General features: G+C 42.4%; 17 protein-coding genes, 2 tRNA genes and 1 rRNA gene. 11 read left to right on the top strand and 9 right to left on the bottom strand.

The annotated features are described in order from the left end of the window. Positions 1 to 95: 95 nt before the first annotated feature. Positions 96 to 1,898, top strand: a complete 1,803-nt coding sequence (locus ACHEVO_RS06675; RefSeq protein ID WP_394124365.1) for a phosphomannomutase — start codon at positions 96 to 98, stop codon at positions 1,896 to 1,898. A gap of 77 nt (positions 1,899 to 1,975) precedes the next feature. Further along, positions 1,976 to 2,887: an acetylglutamate kinase gene (gene argB / locus ACHEVO_RS06680; RefSeq protein ID WP_057758912.1), complete on the top strand. Its 912-nt coding sequence runs from the start codon at positions 1,976 to 1,978 to the stop codon at positions 2,885 to 2,887. Between the two features lie 127 nt (positions 2,888 to 3,014). Here the strand turns inward: argB and ACHEVO_RS06685 are convergent, their stop codons facing one another. Next, on the bottom strand, positions 3,015 to 3,386 hold the full coding sequence (locus tag ACHEVO_RS06685; protein ID WP_394124366.1) for a Spx/MgsR family RNA polymerase-binding regulatory protein: 372 nt from the start codon (positions 3,384 to 3,386) through the stop codon (positions 3,015 to 3,017). A gap of 226 nt (positions 3,387 to 3,612) precedes the next feature. Between ACHEVO_RS06685 and leuS the strand changes: the two genes are divergently transcribed. The 7 genes from leuS to ACHEVO_RS06720 all read left to right on the top strand — a co-directional run bounded on the left by leuS (position 3,613) and on the right by ACHEVO_RS06720 (position 12,695). Next, on the top strand, positions 3,613 to 6,300 hold the full coding sequence (gene leuS, locus ACHEVO_RS06690; protein WP_394124367.1) for a leucine--tRNA ligase: 2,688 nt from the start codon (positions 3,613 to 3,615) through the stop codon (positions 6,298 to 6,300). Positions 6,301 to 6,366: 66 nt separating this feature from the next. Then, entirely contained in the window at positions 6,367 to 7,083 is a 717-nt protein-coding gene (locus ACHEVO_RS06695) for an LPS-assembly lipoprotein LptE (protein ID WP_394124368.1), read from the top strand. A 159-nt stretch (positions 7,084 to 7,242) separates the two neighbouring features. Next, a complete protein-coding gene (holA, locus tag ACHEVO_RS06700) occupies positions 7,243 to 8,343 on the top strand; it encodes a DNA polymerase III subunit delta (protein ID WP_394124369.1) in 1,101 nt (366 codons plus the stop codon). A gap of 302 nt (positions 8,344 to 8,645) precedes the next feature. Next, entirely contained in the window at positions 8,646 to 9,971 is a 1,326-nt protein-coding gene (locus ACHEVO_RS06705) for an efflux RND transporter periplasmic adaptor subunit (RefSeq protein WP_394124370.1), read from the top strand. Positions 9,972 to 10,240: 269 nt separating this feature from the next. Further along, entirely contained in the window at positions 10,241 to 12,190 is a 1,950-nt protein-coding gene (locus ACHEVO_RS06710) for a MacB family efflux pump subunit (protein ID WP_198327634.1), read from the top strand. 194 nt (positions 12,191 to 12,384) lie between these two features. Then, positions 12,385 to 12,460: transfer RNA gene (locus tag ACHEVO_RS06715), tRNA-Lys, on the top strand. A 159-nt stretch (positions 12,461 to 12,619) separates the two neighbouring features. After that, a tRNA-Lys gene (locus ACHEVO_RS06720) sits at positions 12,620 to 12,695 on the top strand. 102 nt (positions 12,696 to 12,797) lie between these two features. Here the strand turns inward: ACHEVO_RS06720 and ACHEVO_RS06725 are convergent. Continuing rightward, positions 12,798 to 13,586, bottom strand: a complete 789-nt coding sequence (locus tag ACHEVO_RS06725) for an MBL fold metallo-hydrolase (protein ID WP_394124371.1) — start codon at positions 13,584 to 13,586, stop codon at positions 12,798 to 12,800. A 315-nt stretch (positions 13,587 to 13,901) separates the two neighbouring features. Then, complete coding sequence (locus tag ACHEVO_RS06730) at positions 13,902 to 15,989, bottom strand: catalase (RefSeq protein WP_379543887.1); 2,088 nt, start codon at positions 15,987 to 15,989, stop codon at positions 13,902 to 13,904. Between the two features lie 558 nt (positions 15,990 to 16,547). Here ACHEVO_RS06730 and ACHEVO_RS06735 point away from each other — a divergent pair. Then, positions 16,548 to 17,339, top strand: a complete 792-nt coding sequence (locus tag ACHEVO_RS06735; protein ID WP_394124372.1) for a dienelactone hydrolase family protein — start codon at positions 16,548 to 16,550, stop codon at positions 17,337 to 17,339. Positions 17,340 to 17,454: 115 nt separating this feature from the next. On the opposite strand, the gene ACHEVO_RS06740 is transcribed toward ACHEVO_RS06735, so the two are convergent. The 6 genes from ACHEVO_RS06740 to ACHEVO_RS06765 form a co-directional block, all read right to left on the bottom strand. Beyond that, positions 17,455 to 18,129 carry a DUF938 domain-containing protein gene (locus ACHEVO_RS06740; RefSeq protein WP_394124373.1) on the bottom strand — a complete coding sequence of 225 codons (675 nt, stop codon included), beginning with the start codon at positions 18,127 to 18,129 and terminating at the stop codon, positions 17,455 to 17,457. Positions 18,130 to 18,225: 96 nt separating this feature from the next. Then, positions 18,226 to 18,690, bottom strand: a complete 465-nt coding sequence (locus tag ACHEVO_RS06745) for a flavodoxin family protein (protein WP_394124374.1) — start codon at positions 18,688 to 18,690, stop codon at positions 18,226 to 18,228. Position 18,691: 1 nt separating this feature from the next. Further along, a complete protein-coding gene (locus ACHEVO_RS06750; RefSeq protein WP_197175080.1) occupies positions 18,692 to 19,105 on the bottom strand; it encodes an OsmC family protein in 414 nt (137 codons plus the stop codon). 63 nt (positions 19,106 to 19,168) lie between these two features. Further along, positions 19,169 to 20,290, bottom strand: a complete 1,122-nt coding sequence (locus tag ACHEVO_RS06755; RefSeq protein ID WP_394124375.1) for a DUF3800 domain-containing protein — start codon at positions 20,288 to 20,290, stop codon at positions 19,169 to 19,171. Between the two features lie 274 nt (positions 20,291 to 20,564). Continuing rightward, positions 20,565 to 20,678, bottom strand: a 5S ribosomal RNA gene (gene rrf / locus ACHEVO_RS06760). 82 nt (positions 20,679 to 20,760) lie between these two features. Continuing rightward, a complete protein-coding gene (locus ACHEVO_RS06765; protein ID WP_394124376.1) occupies positions 20,761 to 21,216 on the bottom strand; it encodes an SRPBCC family protein in 456 nt (151 codons plus the stop codon). A 465-nt stretch (positions 21,217 to 21,681) separates the two neighbouring features. On the opposite strand from ACHEVO_RS06765, the gene ACHEVO_RS06770 reads away from it, so the two are divergent. Next, the gene (locus tag ACHEVO_RS06770) at positions 21,682 to 22,707 is read left to right on the top strand and encodes a purine-nucleoside phosphorylase (protein ID WP_394124377.1); all 1,026 of its coding nucleotides are present in this window, start codon (positions 21,682 to 21,684) and stop codon (positions 22,705 to 22,707) included. Positions 22,708 to 23,577: the final 870 nt, after the last annotated feature.

Below are 23,577 nucleotides of genomic sequence, written 5' to 3' on the forward strand. Positions count from 1 at the left end.
CCTTTAAGGTTTTGCTTAAGCTATATCTAAAACCTTGCGCTATTCATTTTTTATTTATCATTGAACACCTATCACGGTTATAAGGAGAATAAGCAATGCCACCTTTTGCGGCGCAGCAATCCTTATTCCGTGCTTATGATATTCGTGGTGCCAACCAGTATTTTACTAGTAGTTTTATACAAGCGTTAGGCCATGCTTTTGCTACTCTCTATAATACGCAAGATAGCCAACCGACTCAAACTATCAATGCTAACGCCTCTGTTGAGACTCAGCAGAATGTTGTCGTTATTGGTTATGATATGCGTATTGGTAGTGAAGCCATTGCCCATATGCTTTCTACTGTACTAGCTCAGCAGGGTTTACGCGTAATCCAGTTAGGTCTGGTTACCACGCCGATGATGGCATTTTGGGCAATGCAGTATCAAGGTCATGGCATTGTCGTAACAGCGAGCCATTCTGCTAAAGACATACTAGGCATCAAATGGTTAGTAAATAACAAATCCCCTAGCAGCTCAGAGATACAGACGCTCTACCATCAGCTAACGACCAGTTATGATCGTCACTCTTATCCCGATAATCAAGCTAACAATCCTGTCTTGTTTTCAGAAAACATTGAAAGCATTGATGATAACCACGACTCAAAATTACCAAGCGAATTACTTGAACAACTACCTACTGATCAAGTAGCCAACGTCTATATCAATGCTATTGCACAGGTATTTGAACAATTATTTCAGCATAATCACTCGGCAACTAAAGCCAATCAGAAAAGCGCTTATAAACTTGATTTGATCTTGGTTATTGACTGTATGCACGGTGCAACTGGTAGCATTGCTCAACGCCTGTTTGAACGTTTTTGCCAGCATGTTATTTTTCTCAATTATAGACCTGATGGCAATTTCCCCCTTGGTAATCCAGACCCTACCGAACCAAATCGCTTAAACGAATTGCAACGAGCCGTTGTTTCGAATGCAGCAGATATAGGCTTGGCGTTTGATGGCGATGGCGATCGTTTGATGATCGTTGATAACAACGGCAAAATAGTTACGCCCGATCATTTGCTCTATCTATTGGCACGTATTGCTATTACTGAACATCCTAACTCTCTTAATGATTCTTTATTAGCATCTGAAGTTCTTTTCGACATTAAGTGCGCCCATCATTTACCAAGACTGTTATCTGAGCTTGGTACTACACCTGTGATTAGCAAGACTGGCAGCAGCTTTATGCGCCAGCAGGTACAGCATCCTGACAATCAGATTGTCTTTGCTGGTGAATTATCAGGGCATTTCATCTTTAATGACAGCCGCTTTATCTCTTATGATGATGCGATGTATGCCGCATTACGGTTGCTGCATTGGCTTGACCAAACTCATAATGATATTAATGATAAAAAGCCACTAGCAGATATCATCCAAAGCTTGCCCACTATAGTCAGTACTGCTGACCATTATTTGCCAATGCCGCAGACGACTACTACCGACTGCTCTCTCGTAGAGCAATTAACGAGATTTTGTCATTACTTGCAGCATCTGGTAGATATGTCTACTCATACTGATCCTTCATCTAGTCAGCAGCGAAAAAACTCTTGCCTGCCCGTCACAATATGCAAGTCGTCAGTGTGTACTTGCGCTACTGCGAAGGCGCAAATAGCATTAAAACAGACGCATGAATTATTACCTATGGGAACTAAACTGAGCTGTATCGATGGTGTGCGCTTGGATTCTGCGCATGGTTTTGGGGTACTGCGTCAATCAAATACTAGCAATAGCCTGACCGCGCGCTTTGCAGGTGACAGTGTAGATGACCTAAAAGATATTCAGGCGACATTTGCCGCTTTATGCCGACCATTTAACGCAGCGCTAGCAGAACAGATTCTTGCTATTCCTGCGGAGTAGCCTCATAAAACACATAACTGTCTCATTAGACATAGTAGAAAAACAACCAATTTAAAACCGGCCCTTAGGAGTTTGTAATGACGCTTAATTTAGATGATGCCAAAAACACCGCTGAAGTATTGACCACTGCTCTGCCCTATATCCAGCGTTTTGTTGATAAACTCATCGTCGTAAAATATGGCGGCAACGCCATGACCGATCCTGAGCTTGAGAGCTCATTTGCTCGCGATATCGTTTTGCTAAAAACCGTCGGTATGCATCCAGTAGTCGTACACGGTGGTGGCCCGCAAGTTGACAACCTGCTAAAAGAGCTCGGACGTCAATCAGACCGTATCGATGGCATGCGTGTCACTGACAAAAGCACCATGGATATCGTAGAGATGGTCTTGGGCGGTAGCGTCAACAAATCAATTGTTAGCCTGATTAATAAGCATGGCGGTCGCGCGATTGGTCTTACAGGTAAAGATGCCAACTTGATTCAAGCAAAAAAATTGATGATGGAAAAAATTGGCGCAGATGGTATCGCGGTACCAGTTGATTTAGGATTCGTCGGTGATGTGGTCAGCGTCAATAAAGACGTGATTAACATGTTGATTGCCTCAGATTTTATCCCTGTAATCGCGCCACTTGGCGTTGACGCTGAAGGCAACACCTATAATATCAATGCTGATCTCGTTGCAGGTAAAGTGGCGGAGTTTTTACAAGCAGAGAAACTGATGCTATTAACCAATATCAAAGGCGTATTGGGCCGTGATGGCGAAGTGGTAACTGGACTAACGCCAAAGAAAGTTGATAGCTTAATCGAAGATGGCACTATCTCAGGCGGTATGATTCCCAAAATCCAATGTGCGCTTGATGCGGTACGTAGCGGCGTCAAAAGCGCGGTAATCGTTGATGGCCGTGTCCCTCATGCGACCTTACTTGAGATTTTCACCAACGAAGGGGTTGGTACGCTCATTAGTCGTGAGATAGACTCCTCATTGAGCTAGAAAAATATAGCAATACTAAATGTAAAAAAGCTAAGTGTAGAAAAGCCCGAGTTAATATAAATGCTCGGGTTTTTTTGTGCATTTTTACCTTTAATAATGAGACTGGCTTAATTTTTATAGCTCAATTTTACGAAAAAACTTTATTAAACTCAGATTCATCGAAGCCGCATAGTAATACTGCTTGATCTTTATCTGCCAACTGACCTTCTACAATTGGGCGTTTAATCATACTGGTATTTTCCACGAGTAAATCTATCGCGGTGTCTACACTAGCATCAGCCGCTTGCTTTTGACTATCGTCTAGCTTGCGCCATGTTGTACCACGCTTATTCAGCACTTTGTCGATACCTAGCTCATTTACCCAGCGCTGTACTGTTTCTTTCTCAATACCTTGTTTTTTATAATCGTGAAAATCATAGCTGACATCTAAATCGTCTAGCTTAGTGAACGCTTTTTTCATCGTGCTACAAGATTTGATACCGTAAATGGTGATGGTCATGATAAATCCTCATAAATATTCATTAATTTGTCTATTATACCTAAGGCTGACTAGATATAGAGAATGCATTACTTTTAATCGTCAAACCTAGTAAGCAACTGCATCATATCGTCGCAATTTTCGCCAAATTACGCTATGCTATGGCATTGTCAAATTCCACCTATTTTGAACAGTATTAAACCAATCCGTATTAAATAAATCAGTATCAACCAATTTCGAGCCGACTATGAGCAACGCCGTGACAGCAGACCAAGCAGAAAACAACTATTATAACCCGCAAGCGATAGAAGCCGCGCAGCAGACCAAATGGGCAACTGACAAGCGCTTTGAAGTAAGCAATGAGCCAAGCGACAAGCCAAGTCGTTACATGCTGTCGATGTTCCCTTACCCAAGTGGCAAGCTGCATATGGGCCACGTCCGTAACTACACGATTTCTGACGTATTGAGCCGTTATTATCGCCTCAAAGGTTTTGAGGTCATGCAGCCAATGGGCTGGGATGGTTTTGGCCTGCCAGCAGAAAACGCAGCGATTGCTAACCAAACGCCACCCGCTGCATGGACATTTGCCAATATTGACAGCATGCGCGCGCAGCTTAAATTGCTGGGCCTGTCTATTGACTGGTCACGTGAGTTTGCCACTTGTAGCCCTGAGTATTATCAGTGGGAGCAGTGGTTATTCCTGCAATTGTACAAAAAAGGCTTGGTCTACAAAAAGCTATCGACGGTCAATTGGGATCCTGTTGATAACACTGTCTTAGCAAACGAACAAGTCATCGATGGCAAAGGCTGGCGTAGTGGTGCTGCGGTCGAAAAACGCGACATCCCAATGTACTACTTCAACATCACTGACTATGCTGATGAGCTATTGGATGATTTGGATCAGTTAGAAGGTCATTGGCCATCTGAAGTACTAACCATGCAGCGTAACTGGATTGGTCGTAGTGCTGGTATGGAAGTGCACTTCCCTTATGAGCTTGCTGGTGAAGAAAACACCTTAGATGTGTTCACCACTCGTCCTGATACGTTGATGGGTGTGACTTATGTCGCTGTTGCCGCAGAGCATCCACTTGCACAGTATGCCTCTGAGCAAGATGACGCAATCGCTCAATTCTGTGCCCTTTGCAAAAAAGGCTCAGTCGCTGAAGCGGATTTGGCCAAAGCTGAAAAAATCGGTATGGATACAGGCCTCACTGTGACGCATCCTCTAACTGGTGAAGAAGTCCCAGTGTGGGTTGCCAACTATGTGCTAATGAGCTACGGCTCAGGCGCAGTCATGGCGGTACCTGCTCATGATGAGCGTGATTATGAGTTTGCGGTTAAGTACAACCTACCAATCAAGCAAGTCATCAATACCCCTGATGGCTATTTTGATGAGCTAAAAGCAGATGCCAAAGCGAACGATAGTGAAGTGAATCTTGCTTATACTGAACGCAATACCTTGGTTAATTCAGGTGAGTTTGACGGTCTAGACTTTGAGCAAGCGTTTGAAGCAATGCTAGCCAAACTTGAGCCAAAAGAGCTGGCTAAGAAAAAAATTCAATACCGGCTACGTGATTGGGGTGTATCTCGCCAGCGCTATTGGGGCTGCCCTATCCCAATGATCAACTGTGAGCATTGTGGTACGGTGCCTGTTGAAGAGCAAGACCTGCCAGTTGTATTGCCAACCGACGTCGTACCTGATGGTCGTGGTAATCCACTCAAGAACATCCCAGAGTTTGTCAATACCACTTGTCCTAAATGTGGCAACCCTGCTGAGCGCGAAACCGATACCTTTGATACCTTTGTAGAATCTAGCTGGTACTATGCACGCTTTGCTAGCCCAAATGACGCGCAAAACATGGTCAACAAGTCTGCTGCCAATAAATGGTTGCCAGTCGATCAATACGTCGGCGGTGTCGAGCATGCGGTGATGCATCTATTGTATGCACGCTTCTTCCATAAGCTTATGCGTGACGAGAACTTAGTCACAGGTGATGAGCCATTTGCCAATCTAATGACGCAAGGCATGGTACTCGCTGGTACATTCTACCGCGTCAATGCGGATGGCAGTACGACTTACTATTTTGCAGAAGATATCGATATTGACTTCAACGAACGTGGTCAACCAATCAAAGCTATCTTGAAGTCAGATGGACAGCCAGTGACGATTGGTAAAATCGAAAAAATGTCAAAATCAAAGAACAATGGCGTAGACCCGCAGCTAACCATTGATAAATATGGTGCTGATACGGTTCGTCTATATACGCTATTTACTGCGCCTGCGGATCAAACGCTTGAATGGTCAGACGACGCGTTGAAAGGCCCTTATAACTTTGTGAAAAAAGTATGGCGTATTGCAACCGACCATATGCAAGCGCTAACGGCCGCCAATATCAGCATTGATACGCTGAACAGTGCTACCTTGAACACAGACGGTCTAAGCAAAGAAGCCAAAAATTTACGCCGTAAAACGCACGAAACAATTGCTAAGATTGACAGTGACTTGGGTGATCGTCTGGCATTGAACACGCCAGTATCAAGCCTTATGGAACTTGCTAATGAGCTGACTGGCTTTAACGCGAGTAATGAGCAAGAGCTGCACGTCAAACACGAAGCATTGACCAATCTGCTGATTATGCTGTCTGTATATGCGCCGCACGTCGGTGAGCATCTGCTTGAGCAGTTAGGTCTTGATACCTTAACCTTAGACTACCCAACCGTGGACGAAAGTGCGCTGGTACAGGACATGATCACGATGGTGGTACAGGTCAATGGTAAGATGCGTGGTAAGATGGATGTCGCACCGAACAGCAATCCTGAGCAGCTAAAAGAGCAAGCTCGCACTATGGAAAGTGTGGCAAAATTCATCACGGGCGAGATCAAAAAAGAAATCGTCGTTCCTAACAAACTGGTTAACATCGTGGTTGTAGGCTGAGATATCTTGAGCTAAGTATTTTAGGCTTAGTGCTCTAAGCCTTCTTATCATATGAGGATAGCGTTTATGTCATACAAGCATCGAGCTGAGCAGGCGCAACCAGAATCAAGCGCACACAGCCTAGCTAATAAAAAGTCCCATGGCCAAAAGTTCGGAGCAGTCTTACTTGCCACGCTGCCAATGTTTGCAGTGGTAGGTGCAGCGGCGGCTCTTAGCGGCTGTGGCTTCCAGCTACGTGGCTACGACTCAGCGATGCTGCTTGACGTCGAAAAAACAGCGGTCATTATCGAAGACAATCGCACCTCCTTCCCGCTGAAACTACCATTGACGCGTCGCCTAAAGACGTTAGGTGTCGATGTTATTAGTAATATGAGCTCAGAAGAAGTTGCCCGTAATAACCAACAAGCAGGGGCTGAGTCTATTGCCGCTATCGACATTCGTAATGTACGTTTTAAGCGTTACGAATTGGTTGGCGTATTAACAGAAATTCGCTTGGTACTATCAGCAGATGTCAGCTATCAAACGATGGAAAATGGTAAGCCTGTAACACTAAGCAACCCCATTCAGGTCGAGCGAAGCTATCAGTACAACGAAGCATCTGTTAGTACTGACGATCAGCAAGGCGATCAGACTCGTGATTGGCTCTATGATACTTTAGCTCGCCGTATCACTGACCAGTATGTTGCTATCTCGCTTCCTAAAGTCGCACCTGCTGCCAAGCAGTCTATACAGATGAATAAAGGTGTGACACCAACCGTTGTCGTCGTACCACAACCGGAATAGTTAGTCGTTCTGATTATCAAACGATACCATCCCTAGAAGTATGAGTAGCAAACTAAGCGAGTGTAAGTACTACCTTGAGTAGACTGGGCTAGCTTGATACTACTAATTATATTTTTGGAATTGGTATTACCTGCTCATCAACCTGTGTAACACCACGCTATGCAAGATACTTTCATAAAGGCCTACCCAAAACTACTGCAGCCTTCCGTTGCGGTAGCGGGCTTGTGGCTGGCGCACGGTGACGAGCCATTACTCAGTCAATGGTTGATAGATGCACTGCGTCCACACTGGCGCGCACAGAACTATGCAATCAAACGTATAGAGCTGATTTCTGTCAAGAGTTGGCAAGAAGTACTGTCAGAGCTTGGTAGTCAGTCTTTATTTGATGATGCCAGCGCCTTGATCGTGACAGGCAATCATAAACCTGATAAAGCAGTTATCGCTGAGTTGGAACGTTTTGCGGTCGAGGCACAAGCTGGCACACACGGTCATAGTGTGTTGTGGCTCACACCTAAGCAAGACAAACGCAGCCAGAGCAGTAAATGGTTTGCTCCTTTTGCGCAATATGGCAATGTCATTGATTGTAATTTATACAATGAGCAGCAGCGCCAACAGCTACTACAAATACAAGCTCAGAAGTTTGGCTTACGACTGTCTCAAGAGGCATGGCAGCTACTCATGTCACACACTGAGCATCATTTGCTAAGTGCTTATCAAACCCTATGGCGACTGTCCTATTTGTTTGCACCGCAGCTAGTTGCTAATAACAGTACTAGTGAAAATAGTGCTACTGACAACAGTACCGAACAATCTAATAGCTTTTCACAACCTGTGAATAATGTGGCATTGGATATTGCAGACCTACAAGCAGCGTTGGTCAGCGACGCACAGTTTAGTGTGTTTGATTTGTCTGATGCGATGCTTGCGGGCAATAGTACGCAGGTTGCCAAAATCATGTTTCAGCTAAAGTCGACCGATGAGCCCACTACTTTAGTGTTATGGGCTATTAGCAAAGACATGCGTCAAATCATTCAACTTATGGACGGTCAAGACCCTCAAGCATTAGGCATTTGGCGTAGTAAACAAGGTTTATACCAACAAGCCTGCCGTCGTCAGTCAAAACAACAAACGAGCGAATGGCCTGCCCTGCTTTACCGCTGTGACCAAGCTATCAAAGGTCTTATTCGTCAGCCAGCATGGGAATTATTATTGCAAGCGGCACTAGAGCTTGCAGGTAAGCGTTTATTCGCTATGCGCTAAGACTGATCCGCTTGTCACCACCTTTTATTACTTCTCTTATTAACAAGTTATCTATCTCTTCTCTTACTGACTTATACGTTTTTCTTACTGGTTTATACATTTAAACGCTATAAAGCCAGATACTACTACTCTATTTTGTTTTCCTATAATCTCCGTTTTATTGATTTTTAGTAAGCGTTTCTTTTCTGTACCTAACTCTGTTCTTGGCTACCTTAACCTTTCGTAAACTAATTTCCATTCCCTTTTGTAGGTGAAGTCTCTACTATATCTACACTTGATTTAATTGTGATTGGATTGTTGTCATGCGCAAAATAAGCAAAAAGTCTGCTATCAAATGGGGTGTTATCACCTTAATCATCGTAGCATTAGGGGCTTTGGCCTATACTTTTTTAAAACCAGAAGAAACCACACCTAACTACCTAACCGCAACCGTTGAAGTCGGTGATATTGAAAACAATGTCATGGCGTCTGGTAAAGTAAAAGCGTTAAATACCGTCGATGTAGGGGCACAGGTATCTGGTGAAGTAAAACGCCTGTACGTTGAAGTCGGTGACGAAGTCAAGCAAGGCGATTTGATTGCGCAGATTGATCAAGTGACTCAGAAGAACAGCCTGAGCAATGAACAAGCTAGTCTTGAACAAAGCGAAGCTGCGCTACAAAGTGCTCAAGCAGAATCGTTAAGCAAACAAGCCAGTCTAAAAAGTGCCTATGCCGATCTTGCCAGCCGTCAGTCTGAGCTGAAACAAGCACAGTCTGATTTTGCACGTTTGCAAGACTTAGTCGCTATCGATGCTATCTCTCAGCAAGAATATGATACGCAGGCGACCAGTGTCGAGACCGCAAAAGCAGCCGTTGCCAATGCACGTGCGGCTATCGATACAGCAAAAGCCGCGATTGCGACTACCGAAGCCAATATCAACAGTCAGCAAGCAGCATTGCGCAAATCACGAACCAACGTCAGTACTGCTGAAGAAGATTTGAGCTATACCACGATTCGCGCCCCGATATCAGGTACCGTCGTTTCCATTACGACTGAGCAAGGCACCACGGTTAACGCTAATCAAACGGCACCAACACTAGTGACGTTAGCAGACTTATCGACCGTACGTATCAATGCGCAAATCTCGGAAGCGGACGTCATTAACGTCAATGCTGGTATGCCTGCTTATTTCAACATCATCGGTAATCCAGATCAGCAGTATGATGCGACGTTGACTGCTATCGAGCCTGCCCCAGAGCAAATCAGTAGCACCAGCTCAACAGACGCTGCGATCTATTATGTCGGCTACGTAGAAGTACCAAACCCTGACCGCTTATTCCGCATTGATATGACAGCGCAGATTTATATTATTGTTAACGAAGCCAAAAACGCCTTATTAGTACCGTCAACAGTGATACAAGAAAAACGAGCTAAAGGTAAAGAAAAAGGCAAAGCAGCCACTGGCAAATTTGTACGTGTACTAAAAGAGGATGGAACCGTAGAAGAGCGTACCGTGAAAGTCGGTATCGATAACCGAGTAAATGCGCAAATCTTAAGCGGTTTGAAAGAAGGGGAAGAAGTAATCATCAGTGAAGAAAGCGGTAAGAAATCAGGTAGCGGCCGTATCCCTGGTGGACCTCGAATGTAACTTGCTCTTTGACTATGTTGAATAAAAAAGGGCTTGTTAAACATAGCAGCCCTTTCATAACAACACTATAACGCTTATTAGCCTTTATTAAAGACACTGCTATGACTATATCTCAATCTCCTAAACCGTCGACTGAAGATAGCTCTGAAAGTAGCACGGCTCAAAAGTTAGGGTCACACATTTCTGCTACCCCTTCAAACAACTCAGATAACTTAAATAATCCGGCAAAAACCAATACCGTTAATCACCCTGCACCAGGCAAGCCTATTATGGAGTTGTCTGGCATTATCAGAGAGTTCCCTGCTGGTGAGCAAACCATTCGTGTCTTGCATGACATCAATCTAACCATCAATCAAGGTGAGATGGTTGCTATCATTGGACAATCAGGCTCTGGTAAGTCCACCTTGATGAATATCTTAGGCTGTCTAGATCAAGCCACTGCTGGCGATTATAAGATTTATGGTCAATCTGCCCGTAAGCTTGATGCCGATCAATTGGCTGAGCTGCGCCGTGAGCATTTTGGTTTTATTTTTCAGCGCTATCATTTGCTTGGTGATATTAGTGCCAAAGACAACGTCGCCGTCCCTGCCGTGTATGCAGGCATGGATACCGAGGCACGCACCAATCGTGCTGAAAAGCTACTAACTGACCTCGGCCTTGGCAATAAGGTCAACAACCGTCCCAATCAGCTCTCAGGTGGACAGCAACAGCGCGTTTCTGTTGCTCGTGCACTGATGAATGGTGGTGACGTGATCTTGGCAGATGAGCCAACGGGTGCCCTAGATAGTAAATCTGGCGAAGACGTCATGGCGATTTTGCATGACCTCAGCGCACAAGGTCATACCATTATCATGGTCACTCATGATCCAAAGCTGGCGGCACAAGCGGAGCGTGTGATTGAGCTAAAAGACGGCTATGTCATCGCTGACTATCAAACTGAGCATTATAAGCACACCGACAAAAAACCAGAGTCTATCCTTGGCGAGCACCGTAAAAGTGCCTTTGGTAGCTTTATTGATCGACTGCTTGAAGCGTTTAAAATGTCTTTGCTTGCCATGCGTGCGCATAAGATGCGTACCCTACTGACTATGCTCGGCATTATCATCGGTATCGCTGCGGTTGTATCTATCGTAGGTCTTGGACAAGGCTCTCAGCAGCAAATCCTAGCCAATATCAGCTCGTTAGGTACTAATACCATTACCGTCAATGATGGCTACCCTAGAGGCGACCCTAGACGCCGCTATAACGATGACAATTTGACGCCAGAAGATGCAGAAGCGGTCGGCAATCAGCCCTATATTATCAGCGTTAGCCCTCAGGTAAATGCTAACTCTAGCGTGCGCTATCGTAGTATACAAGAGGACGCTACCGTCAACGGCGTTGGCGAAGACTATCTAACCGTCACTGGTGAGACATTGGCATTGGGCCAAGGGTTTGATGCAAAAAGCGTCACATTACGTAGTCAAGATATCATCATCGATGACAATGCTAAGCAGACCTTTTTCTCAGATATTGATAACCCTGTTGGCGAAGTGATATTGGTTGGTAGTGTGCCTGGACGCGTGATTGGCGTCCTCGAAGAGAGCGATGGTGGCTTTGGTCCCAGTGTGACGACGCCTACCATCTATATGCCTTATACAACGGTGATGTCGCGTGTCACGGGTAGTACCAATATCGACCGCTTTGTAGCGTTATTAGATGACAGTATCTCCTCTAGTGCCGCAGAGACTGCCATCTCTGACTTGATAGAGAGTCGCCATGGTAAAGATGACTTTGAGCTACGAAATTCAGACTCTATCCGTCAGACCATTGAGTCGACGACAGGCACGATGACTCTACTTATTTCATCAGTCGCGGTTATTTCATTGATCGTTGGCGGTATTGGGGTGATGAACATTATGCTAGTCTCTGTCACCGAACGTACCAACGAGATTGGCGTACGTATGGCAGTGGGCGCGCGTCAGAGCGATATCATGCAGCAGTTCCTCATTGAGGCCGTTCTGGTCTGTATCTTAGGGGGACTGATCGGTATTGGACTGGCCTTTGCTATTGGTGAGCTGATTAATAGTGTGGGCGGTGATAATTTCAAAGTTATCTATTCATCAACCTCTATTATTGCGGCTTTTGTTTGTTCGACGTTAATTGGCGTGGTATTTGGATTCTTGCCAGCGCGTAATGCTGCCAAACTAGATCCTGTTGAAGCACTTTCTCGAGACTAATAATCGATTATTGACTCACTTTAACCAAATCTAGAGCAGTCAATATCGATATAATGGCAAAAATTTAAAGAAACTAAAATAAATTGGCAATTTTATAAGAGAATTACACTTTTTTTATCATGTGGGGTTGTAATTGTCATAATAATATATATAATGTGCTCTCACGTTTAGGGATACAAACACTTTAAACGTTAGGGCTGTTAGCTCAGTTGGTAGAGCAGTTGACTTTTAATCAATTGGTCCCGCGTTCGAGTCGCGGACAGCCCACCATATTTAGTTTAATCTTTATTAATCGTTCTGCCCTATCCGGTAGTAGACTGATAAAGATAAGTTTAAAAGACATCATTAAGATGTTTAGTTTTAGAAAGTTCTTTAGTTAGAATTTTCTCTTGCAGAGTTAAAAAGCATCGCTTTTTTATATACTCTTCAGGGCTGTTAGCTCAGTTGGTAGAGCAGTTGACTTTTAATCAATTGGTCCCGCGTTCGAGTCGCGGACAGCCCACCATATTTAGAAAGCCCAGTTACTATCTTAGTAACTGGGCTTTTTTTCGTCTGGACTTTTTAAACGTTGTTTTTTAGCTATTAGTTTCTTAACTTTTATATACCTCTATTTATTATGCTTGCGTTTAAACAGTCGAAAGTTATCTCTCTTGCGCCATAGTAGTTTATGTCTGATCGTATCTTTGATGGTACGTGGATGCTTGGGCGCATGAGCGATAAACTCATCAAACTCTGCCTCACTCATCGCCAGCTCTCGACCATGTGCCATCATCACCATTGACGGTTGCAATGCTCTGATTTTTTTTAACGATTGGACATAAGCTTTAGGGTAATAGACAGGAAATGGCGCTACGAACTTGTGGCGCAACTTAATGATTAAATCAGCAGTGTATACTTCGCGGCTGGGCAGATGAAACAATGATAAATCACGATCCGTATGACCTGGCGTCTCTAATACTTGCCACTCATCGAACTTTGGCACAAGCTCACCATCTGTGACGGTGATATCCGGTTTCAGACTTGCCGAGTAATATAGGTTTTTAAGTGGGCGTCCTTGACGTCTGGCCACATAATATCCTAAATGTATATCTACGAAGTGCATCGTGTGCCCGCCAATACCGCTATACCACTGCTTTTTTTTATCAGCTGAGACAATCAGACAGCCAGTCTTTTCTCGAAACTTATTCGCACCGCCTGCATGATCAGGATGCATATGCGTGACCACTACTACTTTTAGATCGGTGACGGGTCGTTTTAACGTTGTCTTAATATAGTCAAGCACCATCGGTACATCAGCACGGCAGCAGCCATCTAACAGCATTATTTTATCTGGATATACTGCCAGATAGCTACTCTGGATATATCCTTCTAAACGTACAATTTCACATAGACTCATTGGTGTTCCCTACCTCATTCGTCATTATTATTGTAAGGCTTTTGTTCAGTTTTATAGCCAATCTTTAGTATAGCGCCCGCCACCACAAATAAAACGACTTTGAGTGAACGCTTGTGACTATATATAGAAGCGATGCAGCATACAGAGACAATGCGACTAACAATTAACTATGCACAACTTATTGTTAATAACAGCATGTATGGTTCTATCCATGATAATTCTCACCTTATTAATTAAAAGCAAAAACCCAGCGCTTAGGCTGGGTTTGAGAAAACACTTAATATTTGGATAATTTGTAAATTACCTACTTATCAACTATGCAAGGTCACGAACCTTTGGCTCACGTTCCCATAGACGAGACTTAGCATTACTAATAAAGGCATCTAACTCGGCTAATGGCGTCACGAATTCATCTTTTTCAACTGGCAGTTTACTTAGGATAAATTCATCAGTCGCACCGCAATAGGCGATGGCTTTGCAATGATTATACGCATCATTGAACCAATCTAACGCAGAGCTATCTTTTGCGAGCTTTTTAGCTTGGTCAGGCATGATGATACTAACGACGGCATCAAACATCACTGACGGACCACCAGCGAGGCGCTCATCAGCTTGTATACGTGTACCATCATCTAATACGACTTCTTTGTTAGGCGCTACGATTTTGACGCTAGCACCTTGCGCTTTGGCAGCATCTTCGAATTTTTTGACTTCACTGCTATTAGAACCTTCTGCGACTAAGATACCAATCATACGACCTTTCAAGCTATCAGGCGTTAGGCCAATAGTTTGTACCGCTTTAGAGGTTCCCAAGTCTTGGACAGGTGCTGCCGCATCCGCTGGCTCTGGTAGCTCCATACCCAGTGCAGTCGCTACGCGATTGGCCAAGTCTTCATCGATATGGATCAAATGGCTAAGCATACGCGTACGTACATGGGCTGTATCTACTTTACCTAGCTCAAATGCATAAGCGGTTGCGATATGTGCTTGTTCAGTTGCTGTCTGACTACGATAGAACATACGTGGCTGGCTATAATGATCTGCAAAGCTCTCGTCACGTACGCGACCTTTTACGCCATCATCTAGTTGCTCATGGAATGAGTTAAAGCCACGTTTAGCGCTTTCACGAGGACGAGTTGGATCTAGGCTTTGTGGCTCATAGAGTACACGCGTCTTAGGCACTTGCATCTGCATATGACCATCTTGCTGATTATTAGCAAACGGACATTTTGGTGCATTGATAGGAATCTGGGCAAAGTTTGGTGAGCCTAAACGTGATAGCTGGGTATCCAAGTAACTGAACAAACGACCTTGTAATAATGGGTCATTACTAAAATCAACACCCGGTGGCAAATGCGATGGGCAGAATGCTACCTGCTCAGTCTCTGCAAAGAAGTTATCTGGATAACGATTCAATACCATCTTACCCACGACTTTCACTGGCACCAATTCTTCTGGAATCAGCTTGGTTGCATCGAGATGGTCAAATGGGAATTCGTTGGCTTCTTCTTCAGTAAATAACTGTACCCCAAACTCCCACTCAGGATAGTCACCGTTGTTGATTGACTCAAATAAGTCACGACGATGATAGTCAGGATCAGCGCCTGAGATTTTCACTGCCTCATCCCATGTTGTTGACTGTACACCCAATACTGGCTTCCAATGGAAACGTACAAAGGTACTCTTACCGTCTTTATTGATTAATCGATAGCTATGAATACCGAAGCCTTCCATCATGCGTAGGCTACGTGGTAGACCGCGATCACTCATCAGCCAAATTAGGTTATGCATGGTTTCAGGACTTAATGAGACAAAATCCCAAAACGTATCATGAGCAGATGCCGCTTGCGGGAAACCACGATCTGGTTCTGGTTTTACCGCATGGATCAAATCTGGAAACTTCATCGCGTCTTGGATGAAGAAGATTGGCATGTTGTTACCAACGATATCCCAGTTACCTTCTTCTGTATACATTTTCACAGCAAAACCGCGTACATCACGTGGCGTATCTTTTGAGCCTTTGTTACCCGCTACCGTTGAGAAACGCGTAAACAATGGCGTTTGTTTACCTGTTTCGGTCAATACTTTGGCAGTCGTATATTCTTCTAGTGATTCTGTCAGCTCAAAATAACCGTGTGCGGCACTACCTCGAGCATGGACGATACGCTCAGGGATACGCTCATGGTCAAAATGATTAATTTTTTCACGTAATACAAAATCCTCTAATAGCGTTGGCCCACGTGAACCTGCTTTTAGAGAGTTTTGGTTATCAGCAATAGCCACACCTTGTTGCGTGGTTAATACTTTAGTGTCATCACCTGCACGCTGATGGGTTTCGCCACCATTGCCACGTTCCGTATTCATGTTTTTGGCGGGGTCCGTATGATCGATATTATTATTCATAAAAAGTCCTAGCTAATAGATTGAGAGTGCTCTTTTAAATCATTAAAAGAGTGCCTACACAGGTTTGATATCCTTTGAGATCGTGGTGACTTCATCTGTCATTTATTTGTCTGTGTTTCCAGCATTGCCGAGCGTTAAATTGATACCGCACTAAAATTCGTAAAGGAATAATAGGCTTAGGAGTTATACTACCCAAAAAATAAGTCAAATATAGTTGCGTATATAGTAAACCTTGTTGATATTTAGTTAACGTTTATAGACACTATAAAGAGACTACTTTAGATGGTCTAAAAGGCGCATAAACGTTAACAATAGAATCTTGTAATGTAGTTATTCTTTAAGGTATGCTTTTTATGAAGTACCAAAGACTATTGATAAATAAATTGGCAGGGTTTTAGCCTTATATTTATCTTCTTTATATCGTTGAATTCAAATGATTTCGTTACAAGAGAACCGAGCGCAAGCTATACCTTAGTATGGTTAGCGAGGATGATAATGTAGCGGATTTGTAGGGATTTGATGATGCGACTATTTTATATAACTATAAGGCTACCTACCATGTTACCAACTCTAAGCTCCCCGACTAAAAAACCTTATCACTCATTGCTAGTAGGCGCGTCAATGGGTCTAATGGCATTAACGTTCAGTCAAACGGCTGCTGCTATCACAACCAAAAACGTGACCTATACGGTCGATGATAAAGCATACGAAGGCTATTACGCCAAGGCAGATAAGCCAAATGCACCTTTTATCTTATTGATTCATGATTGGGATGGTCTAACTGACTATGAGCGCAAACGTGCTGACATGTTAGCGGCTGAAGGCTACAACGTATTGGCAGCCGATATGTTTGGACAAGGCATTCGCCCTACTTCTATCGAAGAAAACAAACGCCTAACTGGGGAACTATATGATGACCGTAATAAAATGCGCCGCATATTGGCAGGGGCATTAACGGCAGGACAACTACAAGGCAACGATGTGCGTAAAGGCACGACCATGGGATATTGTTTCGGCGGTACGGTCGCGTTAGAGCTAGCACGCTCAGGCTTTGAGCAAAAAGCCTTTGTACCCTTCCACGGTGCCTTCGATATTCCAACTGGTCAAAGCTATGACAAAACTATGGGAGAAATCCTAGTATTTCACGGCTCTGCTGACCAATCTGTCTCGCTAGAGAGCTTTGCGACTTTGGGCAAGACATTAGAAGCAGCCAAAGTCCCTCACGAAATGGTTACCTACAGCGGTGCGCCACATGCCTTCAGCGTGTTTGGCAGCGATAGATACGATGCCCGCGCTGATGAGCGCTCTTGGAAGCGTTACTTGGACTTTTTAGCAGAAGAATATAAATAACCTAGCAGCACAAGTTGAATAAGTAATAATATAAGCAAACCCAAACAAAAAGACACCTCAATTAAGATCTGATAACGATTCATTGAGGTGTCTTTTTTTATACAGTCTTAAGTATTTAATTCTTTCGAAATACCAATAGCTGATTATTAGCAGGCATTGCATAATTTTTAGAAAGTTGTAGATGATGAGCATTTGCTAAACTGACGATGTCTTCTTTATCTCGAATACCACTATCAGGATTACCTGCTCTCAACATCGCATCAAATCGCTGATTGCCCTCACTGGTATATTTGCCATGCTCATTAAAAGGGCCATATACAATCAGCTTACCGTCCACAGGTAGCGCATCACCAGCCAATGCAAATAACCGCTCAACCAAAGCCCAGCTAATAATATGCAAAGTATTGGCTGTAAATATCGCATCGTAAGGTTTGTCTACATGACTGCTATCTAAATGACTACTAACAGGTACAGAGTCTTGCGCCAAATCAAACGCTAATGGCAAATATAAATTAGGTGCAGGATACGCATTGTGCCAAGCGATTATATGGCGATGATTACTAATCACATCGCTAGTTTGCCATTTTAAATGTGATAAATGAGGCGCAAAGTAAACACTATGCTGACCTGTTCCAGAGCCAACTTCTAGCACATGACTAAAGCCTTGTAGCTCTGTTTGAAGTAACTCTAAAATAGGCTGCTTATTATTTTCACACGCTTGAGAAAACGGCAATGCAGAAATATCTACTTTATTATTTGGATTATCACTCTCCAGATTATCGTCATGCATTACTATCCTCCCAGACCTTTTTTTATGCTCTCAGTATTGATAGCAGTAGATGAATAAGCACTGTCTAATACTGCCTGACTACCAAACAACTGACTACTAGTAAATACCTGCCTCTACCCCAGCGGCAAGCGTCATAGCAAGCTCTTCTACTTGCTCAGCAAAGCTATCTTGCCAATCGCCTTGTAGTATCAGCGCTTCTTGAATCCATGACCAACGTAGCCCTGTCGTAATCGTTTTGAGTGCAAGCTTGGTACCTGTACCATCATGCCCTGCCCGTATATATACCGCAAATGGCATACCTTGCTTCTCTTCTAACACTGGATAGTAGCAACGATCAAAAAAGTCCTTGGTCAGCCCTGCCATATACGCCAGATTCTCAGTCGTACCTAGCAGTAGCGCATCAGCAGCCAACACATCTTCAGGCTGCGTGTCCTGCGGTGATTTCAAAATGACAGTGATATCTATATCAGGATGATTGGCACCGTCATAAGCTGCCTGCGCCAATTTCTGAGTATTGGGCGATGGTGCATGAGCGACGATGAGTAACGTCTTATTAGCCATGTTAGGCATCTGTACCATTGTTAAACACTAGGTTTTGAGTAATGGCAGGATCCAAGCTATTGCCTACTGGGCAGGTCAACGCAGTTTTATAAAATCGTTTTAAGGTACTCTCATCCAATGCCTTTGAGAAGTTGACTATAACGTGTATTTCACTCACACGCCTTGGTTTGGCAGCCATGACCTTGGTAACCTCTGCGGTCGTACCTGAGATATCGATATCCATCGCTTCGGCTTTGATACCAATAATCGTTAAGATACAACTGCCCAAACTGGTCGCTAGCAAATCAGTCGGTGAAAACGCTTCGCCCTTACCATGATTGTCTGTCGGCGCATCGGTAATGATTTGATTATTCGACTGTAGATGGATGGCTTGGGTGCGTAAATTGCCTTGGTAGGTTACTTTTGATGTAGTCATGGAGTTCTCTTTAATAGTTTTTACTGTTAAATTAGTAATAATTTAACTATGTTTAAACATTTTCTATGAATTATTTAAAAAGCATGTTGCGTCATAAATGAAACCCGTGATTCCATCTAAAAGATCTTCTTTATTTTCTGATCGACGCACTAGCTCTTGTAAAATCATGCCATTTCTTCGTGCTTCTAAACTCGACGGATCTACATGATCAAAATCTGGAAACACACTTCCGTAAGTTACAACATCTTCTATTAACTCTCGCCATTTAACTGCAAACTCATCAGTATTATCTGAATTACATGCATAGGAAAAAGCAGCTGCGACTGCATCCGCAAGTTGCACTCCTGCAAAATCTTTTGAATCAACTAAATTAATAGGCTCTGTTAAATTAAATGTGATAGGAAGTTCTTTATCACCAAAACTTGAGAACACTTTGTCAGTCCGCCCTATCATTGTGTTTAGCAATTCTTGGTCTGTTTCTAGAGGCTTAGATTTGTCGCAGTATGCTGTTAGCGTTTTATAGCTTTGCCCCCAATCAGATAATAATGTATATAGACTCGTATTTGTAAGGTCAAGACTCCATTTTCCTGATCCTTCTCCTATATATCCATTAAGCTCTTCGATTACAGCACTTTGATTATTTGCAGAAAAAGTAAGTATATATTCGAGAGTTTTCGAGGACTCATCAGCGAAACTTGTATGGAATAGTGCTTTTGAACTATCAAAATTACCAGTTCTCATCAGAGCTTCAAAAGCTTCAAATATTTCCTCTGCCTGAGCTCCACTCCTTAAGAAGTCTATATAGAGCATAGTACTTACAAACTTATGGAAATTAATACCATAGAATATAGAACTAATTCTTGCAAGAGACGGCTCGAAAATATATTCGAAGAACTTACCTGCTAAGGCATATTTTTTGTTAGAAACCGATACTTTCATTTTTCCATGTAATGAATTTAGTATTTCATCTAGTGCCCTACGCCCTTTAATTTTTTTAACTAATTTCCCACCTTTTATTTCACCATTTTGAATTTGATACTTTTTTATAATGTGTGCGACTAAAGCTTTTGCTTCCTCATCCTGAATGACAACAGCTGCATAACTAAATATTGGCTGTTTAGAATCTAGTAATCTATTGCCAGTAAAGCCTGATTCGTCAAAGTATACATTTGCATGTTCTTCCAAACCCACCTCCAAAATCATAACAGCTCATTATCCCAGATAATTGATACTATCCAATACCGATAATATATCAACACAAGCCTAAGAATACATTCCTATATTAGAAAAGATTTAACACCTAATAAATTACTGAGTTTTTATTCACTTAAATTCAAAAAATAAGAATACTGCTGACCAATCTCTAGGTCTCAACCCGAATCTCTGTTACTTATCTATAAACCACAGGCAAAAGGAAACCTCCTTTTACCTATGCAGAAGGAGGTTCTCTAGGAATAGAAAGTAACAATGACCTATTCTCACATGGGCGAACCACACTACCATTGGTGCTACGATGTTTCACTTTTGAGTTCGGAAAGAGATCAAGTGGGGTCATCGCGCTATTGTCGTCAGCAAAGGGAGTTAGATATGATTTTATAATTTGACTATAAACATTACTTTTAGGCTAAAACGACAACTAGAGCATACTACACAACTTATGGAACATTATTCCGTTCACAGTACTTCTTCAAATTATTCAACCGAACCTGCATTTCCCATCCAAAAATCAAGGCACTAATAGGACCAAATAGCTTATTAAATACTTTACCTTTTAATTCATAATTGTAAGTAAAGATAACCAAAGACTCTCCGATACCAGTGCTCTTTACATTCCAAGCACCGCTAAACTTTTCAAGTATTCTTGGACCTTTTATCATTTTTACTGCTGCCACATCTGGACTTTTGTAAGATATATACTTGGAAACCATAACCATACCCAGTTTATTTTTACAATATGATTCTTCGCCAATACCAGCATTCTGTGAATTGCCTAAAAGCCTAGCTTCATTCAAATAAGGGTCCCAGTCTAATCTTATGTAATAGTCTTGAGTAACTTCAAATACATAATTCTGACTTGAATTAATTTTAATAGAGCGTTTTATTGTTTTCATTTTTTTAGAAAATACCGTAGTAAGTAATCCCTCAATAAAACAAAGGGCTAAAATGTGTGGCAGAAAAAATGTCTATTTATCTAAATCACACTGAAATATATATCCGATAACCTAATAGCAGAATGAGTAAGCCCTAAAATAACGAAAAGTATAAATAGTATGAGTCGCTATTAAGTGCCACATAACAGTGAAGATCCAGTCCAATAGTCACTAGCAGAAATTTTTTATCGAAAAATATAACTGCACAGCGTAAATAATTAAATAAAATCAGTTAAAAAGAGAAACTCTGTTCCAACCAAAAGCTTTTGACCTACCCTCTACACTGGCCGAACGCTCCAGCCTATCTACAGATTATGCTATTCTATATTGGATATATATAAGCATTTATTTAGTTTTAGCAAATTTTTTAGTCATTGCTAATTAAATTATAAATCCAGACACAAATACTTTAAATAGGCGTTCCATATGTTTATAAAAAAACATTTTTTTCATTTATCTGTTTTTACCATGATATTCATGTTTTGCAGTAATGCACAAGCTAAAACTCATCAAGATAAAATCCAAGTAAAGGTATTTATCGCAGCGATGTTTGAAATTGGTGAAAATAGCGGAGATAAAGCAGGCGAATTTCAGCATTGGTATAATCAATACTTTACAGATAGTAAGCCTATAAAAGTAGAAGGTGCCCATAGCCCAGTTTATTGTAATTCAGAAGGTGTCTGTGGTTCGGTATTAGGGATGGGTAAAGTAGGGTCTTCAGCGTCCATGCAAGCAATCACACTTTCTCCCAAATTTGACTTTAGCAAAAGCTACTTCGTTCTAAGCGGTGTCGCGGGAACCCCACCGAGTAAAGGCACAATAGGTGATGTAAGCTGGGCGTCTTGGCTCGTAGATTACGATTTAGGTCACCGCTGGAAAGCCGAAGAAGGTGAAAAAGGCGCACCAACGTTTACACCACGCAAAGGCTATGAAGATATTCGCCGCTATCAACTTAACTCTGAACTGCTAAAATGGAATCTACATCTAAGCCAGTCAGTTGCTCTAAAAGATTCAAAAGAAGCCAGCGCCTATCGAATGAAATATCCTGATGCAGCAGCACGACGGAGCCCAGCTATCACCGTAGGCACTCATATGACAGGAGATACCTTCTTTCATGGTCCAGGATTGTCAAAACAAGCGCAATATATAGCTGAATTATATAATGCAGATGATTACATTATCACTGAAATGGAAGCTGCTGCAATAGCACAAGTACTTAACAGAACGGTAGGTATTGAACGCATAATGAGCTTACGTGGCGCAGTGAATTTTGACCAAGGTAATCCAAATGAGACCACGCTTCAACATCTAGATCCAGCGCCAGGAGAAACAGCTGGTGGCTTTGCAGAAACAGTAGAAAATATAGTACTAGTAGGATCAAAAACTGTCGATCACATCGTTGATAACTGGGATGTCTGGGAAAAAGGTGTGCCAGAATTCAAAGAAGAATAAAGAACTCCAAGATAAATTTTAAGTAGTACAACAAACAGTTAATAGTTAGCAGTCAGTAAGTAGCTTCTAGAATGGGTTTACGCTCATTCTGGGAACTGCTATGGCTAAAAGCTCTATTATCAATATAGCTCTTCCATTACAGCTACATTAGAAAATCATTAATTCCTCGATCCGCTTACGCTCATTAGATAGCATACGATTAAGTAAGCTATAGGATTCATCCTTGATAAAGATGACACTACCACTCAGCTAAATAATCAAGATACTGTATCACTCGTAGTAAAGGGTACTTCATGTCCCAATATCAATGCTTAATACCTCACGGCTCCCTCTTTTGATCATACTAAAAGGATGGAAGTGGATATTATGGTGTCGTGTATCGCTTATAAACTCTACTGGCTAGGTATAATCTAATACATTTGGTTAGATTTAACGGCATAGTCTTGCCTGATGATAGATATTTCTTTTGTCTTAGGGCACGGGTTTCGCTTTAAAATAGTACATACGCAATGAAAGCATCTGTGATTCTGTAAGTAGTAAGGTTCGCATATACGTTATGGTATTGGCAAAATAATTTTTAATGTTAGACAAAGAAAAGCCCTCTTCGCGTTAGCGAAGGGGGCTTTATTTAGAATAGAGAGCTGACGAAAGAGAAGAGCGCCGTAAAAATTGCATGCCAACTTTAGGCAGCGCAAGAGCAAATCTTTTTAATAGGATTTACTATGTAGATCACTAGGAATAAAGATAGACGCAAAGAAAAGCCCCCTCCGCGTTAGCGGAGGAGGCTTTATCTAGAATAGAGAGCTGACGATGACCTACTCTCACATGGGCGAACCACACTACCATTGGCGCTACGATGTTTCACTTCTG

The organism is Psychrobacter nivimaris (genome assembly GCF_043419765.1).
Classification (GTDB): domain Bacteria; phylum Pseudomonadota; class Gammaproteobacteria; order Pseudomonadales; family Moraxellaceae; genus Psychrobacter.

Bases quoted from the DNA above. Each gene is read 5' to 3' on its own strand.
- ACHEVO_RS06675 (WP_394124365.1), top strand. From the start codon at position 96: ATGCCACCTTTTGCGGCGCAGCAATCCTTATTCCGTGCTTATGATATT.
- argB (WP_057758912.1), top strand. From the start codon at position 1,976: ATGACGCTTAATTTAGATGATGCCAAAAACACCGCTGAAGTATTGACC.
- ACHEVO_RS06685 (WP_394124366.1), bottom strand. From the start codon at position 3,386: ATGACCATCACCATTTACGGTATCAAATCTTGTAGCACGATGAAAAAA.
- leuS (WP_394124367.1), top strand. From the start codon at position 3,613: ATGAGCAACGCCGTGACAGCAGACCAAGCAGAAAACAACTATTATAAC.
- ACHEVO_RS06695 (WP_394124368.1), top strand. From the start codon at position 6,367: ATGTCATACAAGCATCGAGCTGAGCAGGCGCAACCAGAATCAAGCGCA.
- holA (WP_394124369.1), top strand. From the start codon at position 7,243: ATGCAAGATACTTTCATAAAGGCCTACCCAAAACTACTGCAGCCTTCC.
- ACHEVO_RS06705 (WP_394124370.1), top strand. From the start codon at position 8,646: ATGCGCAAAATAAGCAAAAAGTCTGCTATCAAATGGGGTGTTATCACC.
- ACHEVO_RS06710 (WP_198327634.1), top strand. From the start codon at position 10,241: ATGGAGTTGTCTGGCATTATCAGAGAGTTCCCTGCTGGTGAGCAAACC.
- ACHEVO_RS06725 (WP_394124371.1), bottom strand. From the start codon at position 13,586: ATGAGTCTATGTGAAATTGTACGTTTAGAAGGATATATCCAGAGTAGC.
- ACHEVO_RS06730 (WP_379543887.1), bottom strand. From the start codon at position 15,989: ATGAATAATAATATCGATCATACGGACCCCGCCAAAAACATGAATACG.
- ACHEVO_RS06735 (WP_394124372.1), top strand. From the start codon at position 16,548: ATGTTACCAACTCTAAGCTCCCCGACTAAAAAACCTTATCACTCATTG.
- ACHEVO_RS06740 (WP_394124373.1), bottom strand. From the start codon at position 18,129: ATGCATGACGATAATCTGGAGAGTGATAATCCAAATAATAAAGTAGAT.
- ACHEVO_RS06745 (WP_394124374.1), bottom strand. From the start codon at position 18,690: ATGGCTAATAAGACGTTACTCATCGTCGCTCATGCACCATCGCCCAAT.
- ACHEVO_RS06750 (WP_197175080.1), bottom strand. From the start codon at position 19,105: ATGACTACATCAAAAGTAACCTACCAAGGCAATTTACGCACCCAAGCC.
- ACHEVO_RS06765 (WP_394124376.1), bottom strand. From the start codon at position 21,216: ATGAAAACAATAAAACGCTCTATTAAAATTAATTCAAGTCAGAATTAT.
- ACHEVO_RS06770 (WP_394124377.1), top strand. From the start codon at position 21,682: ATGTTTATAAAAAAACATTTTTTTCATTTATCTGTTTTTACCATGATA.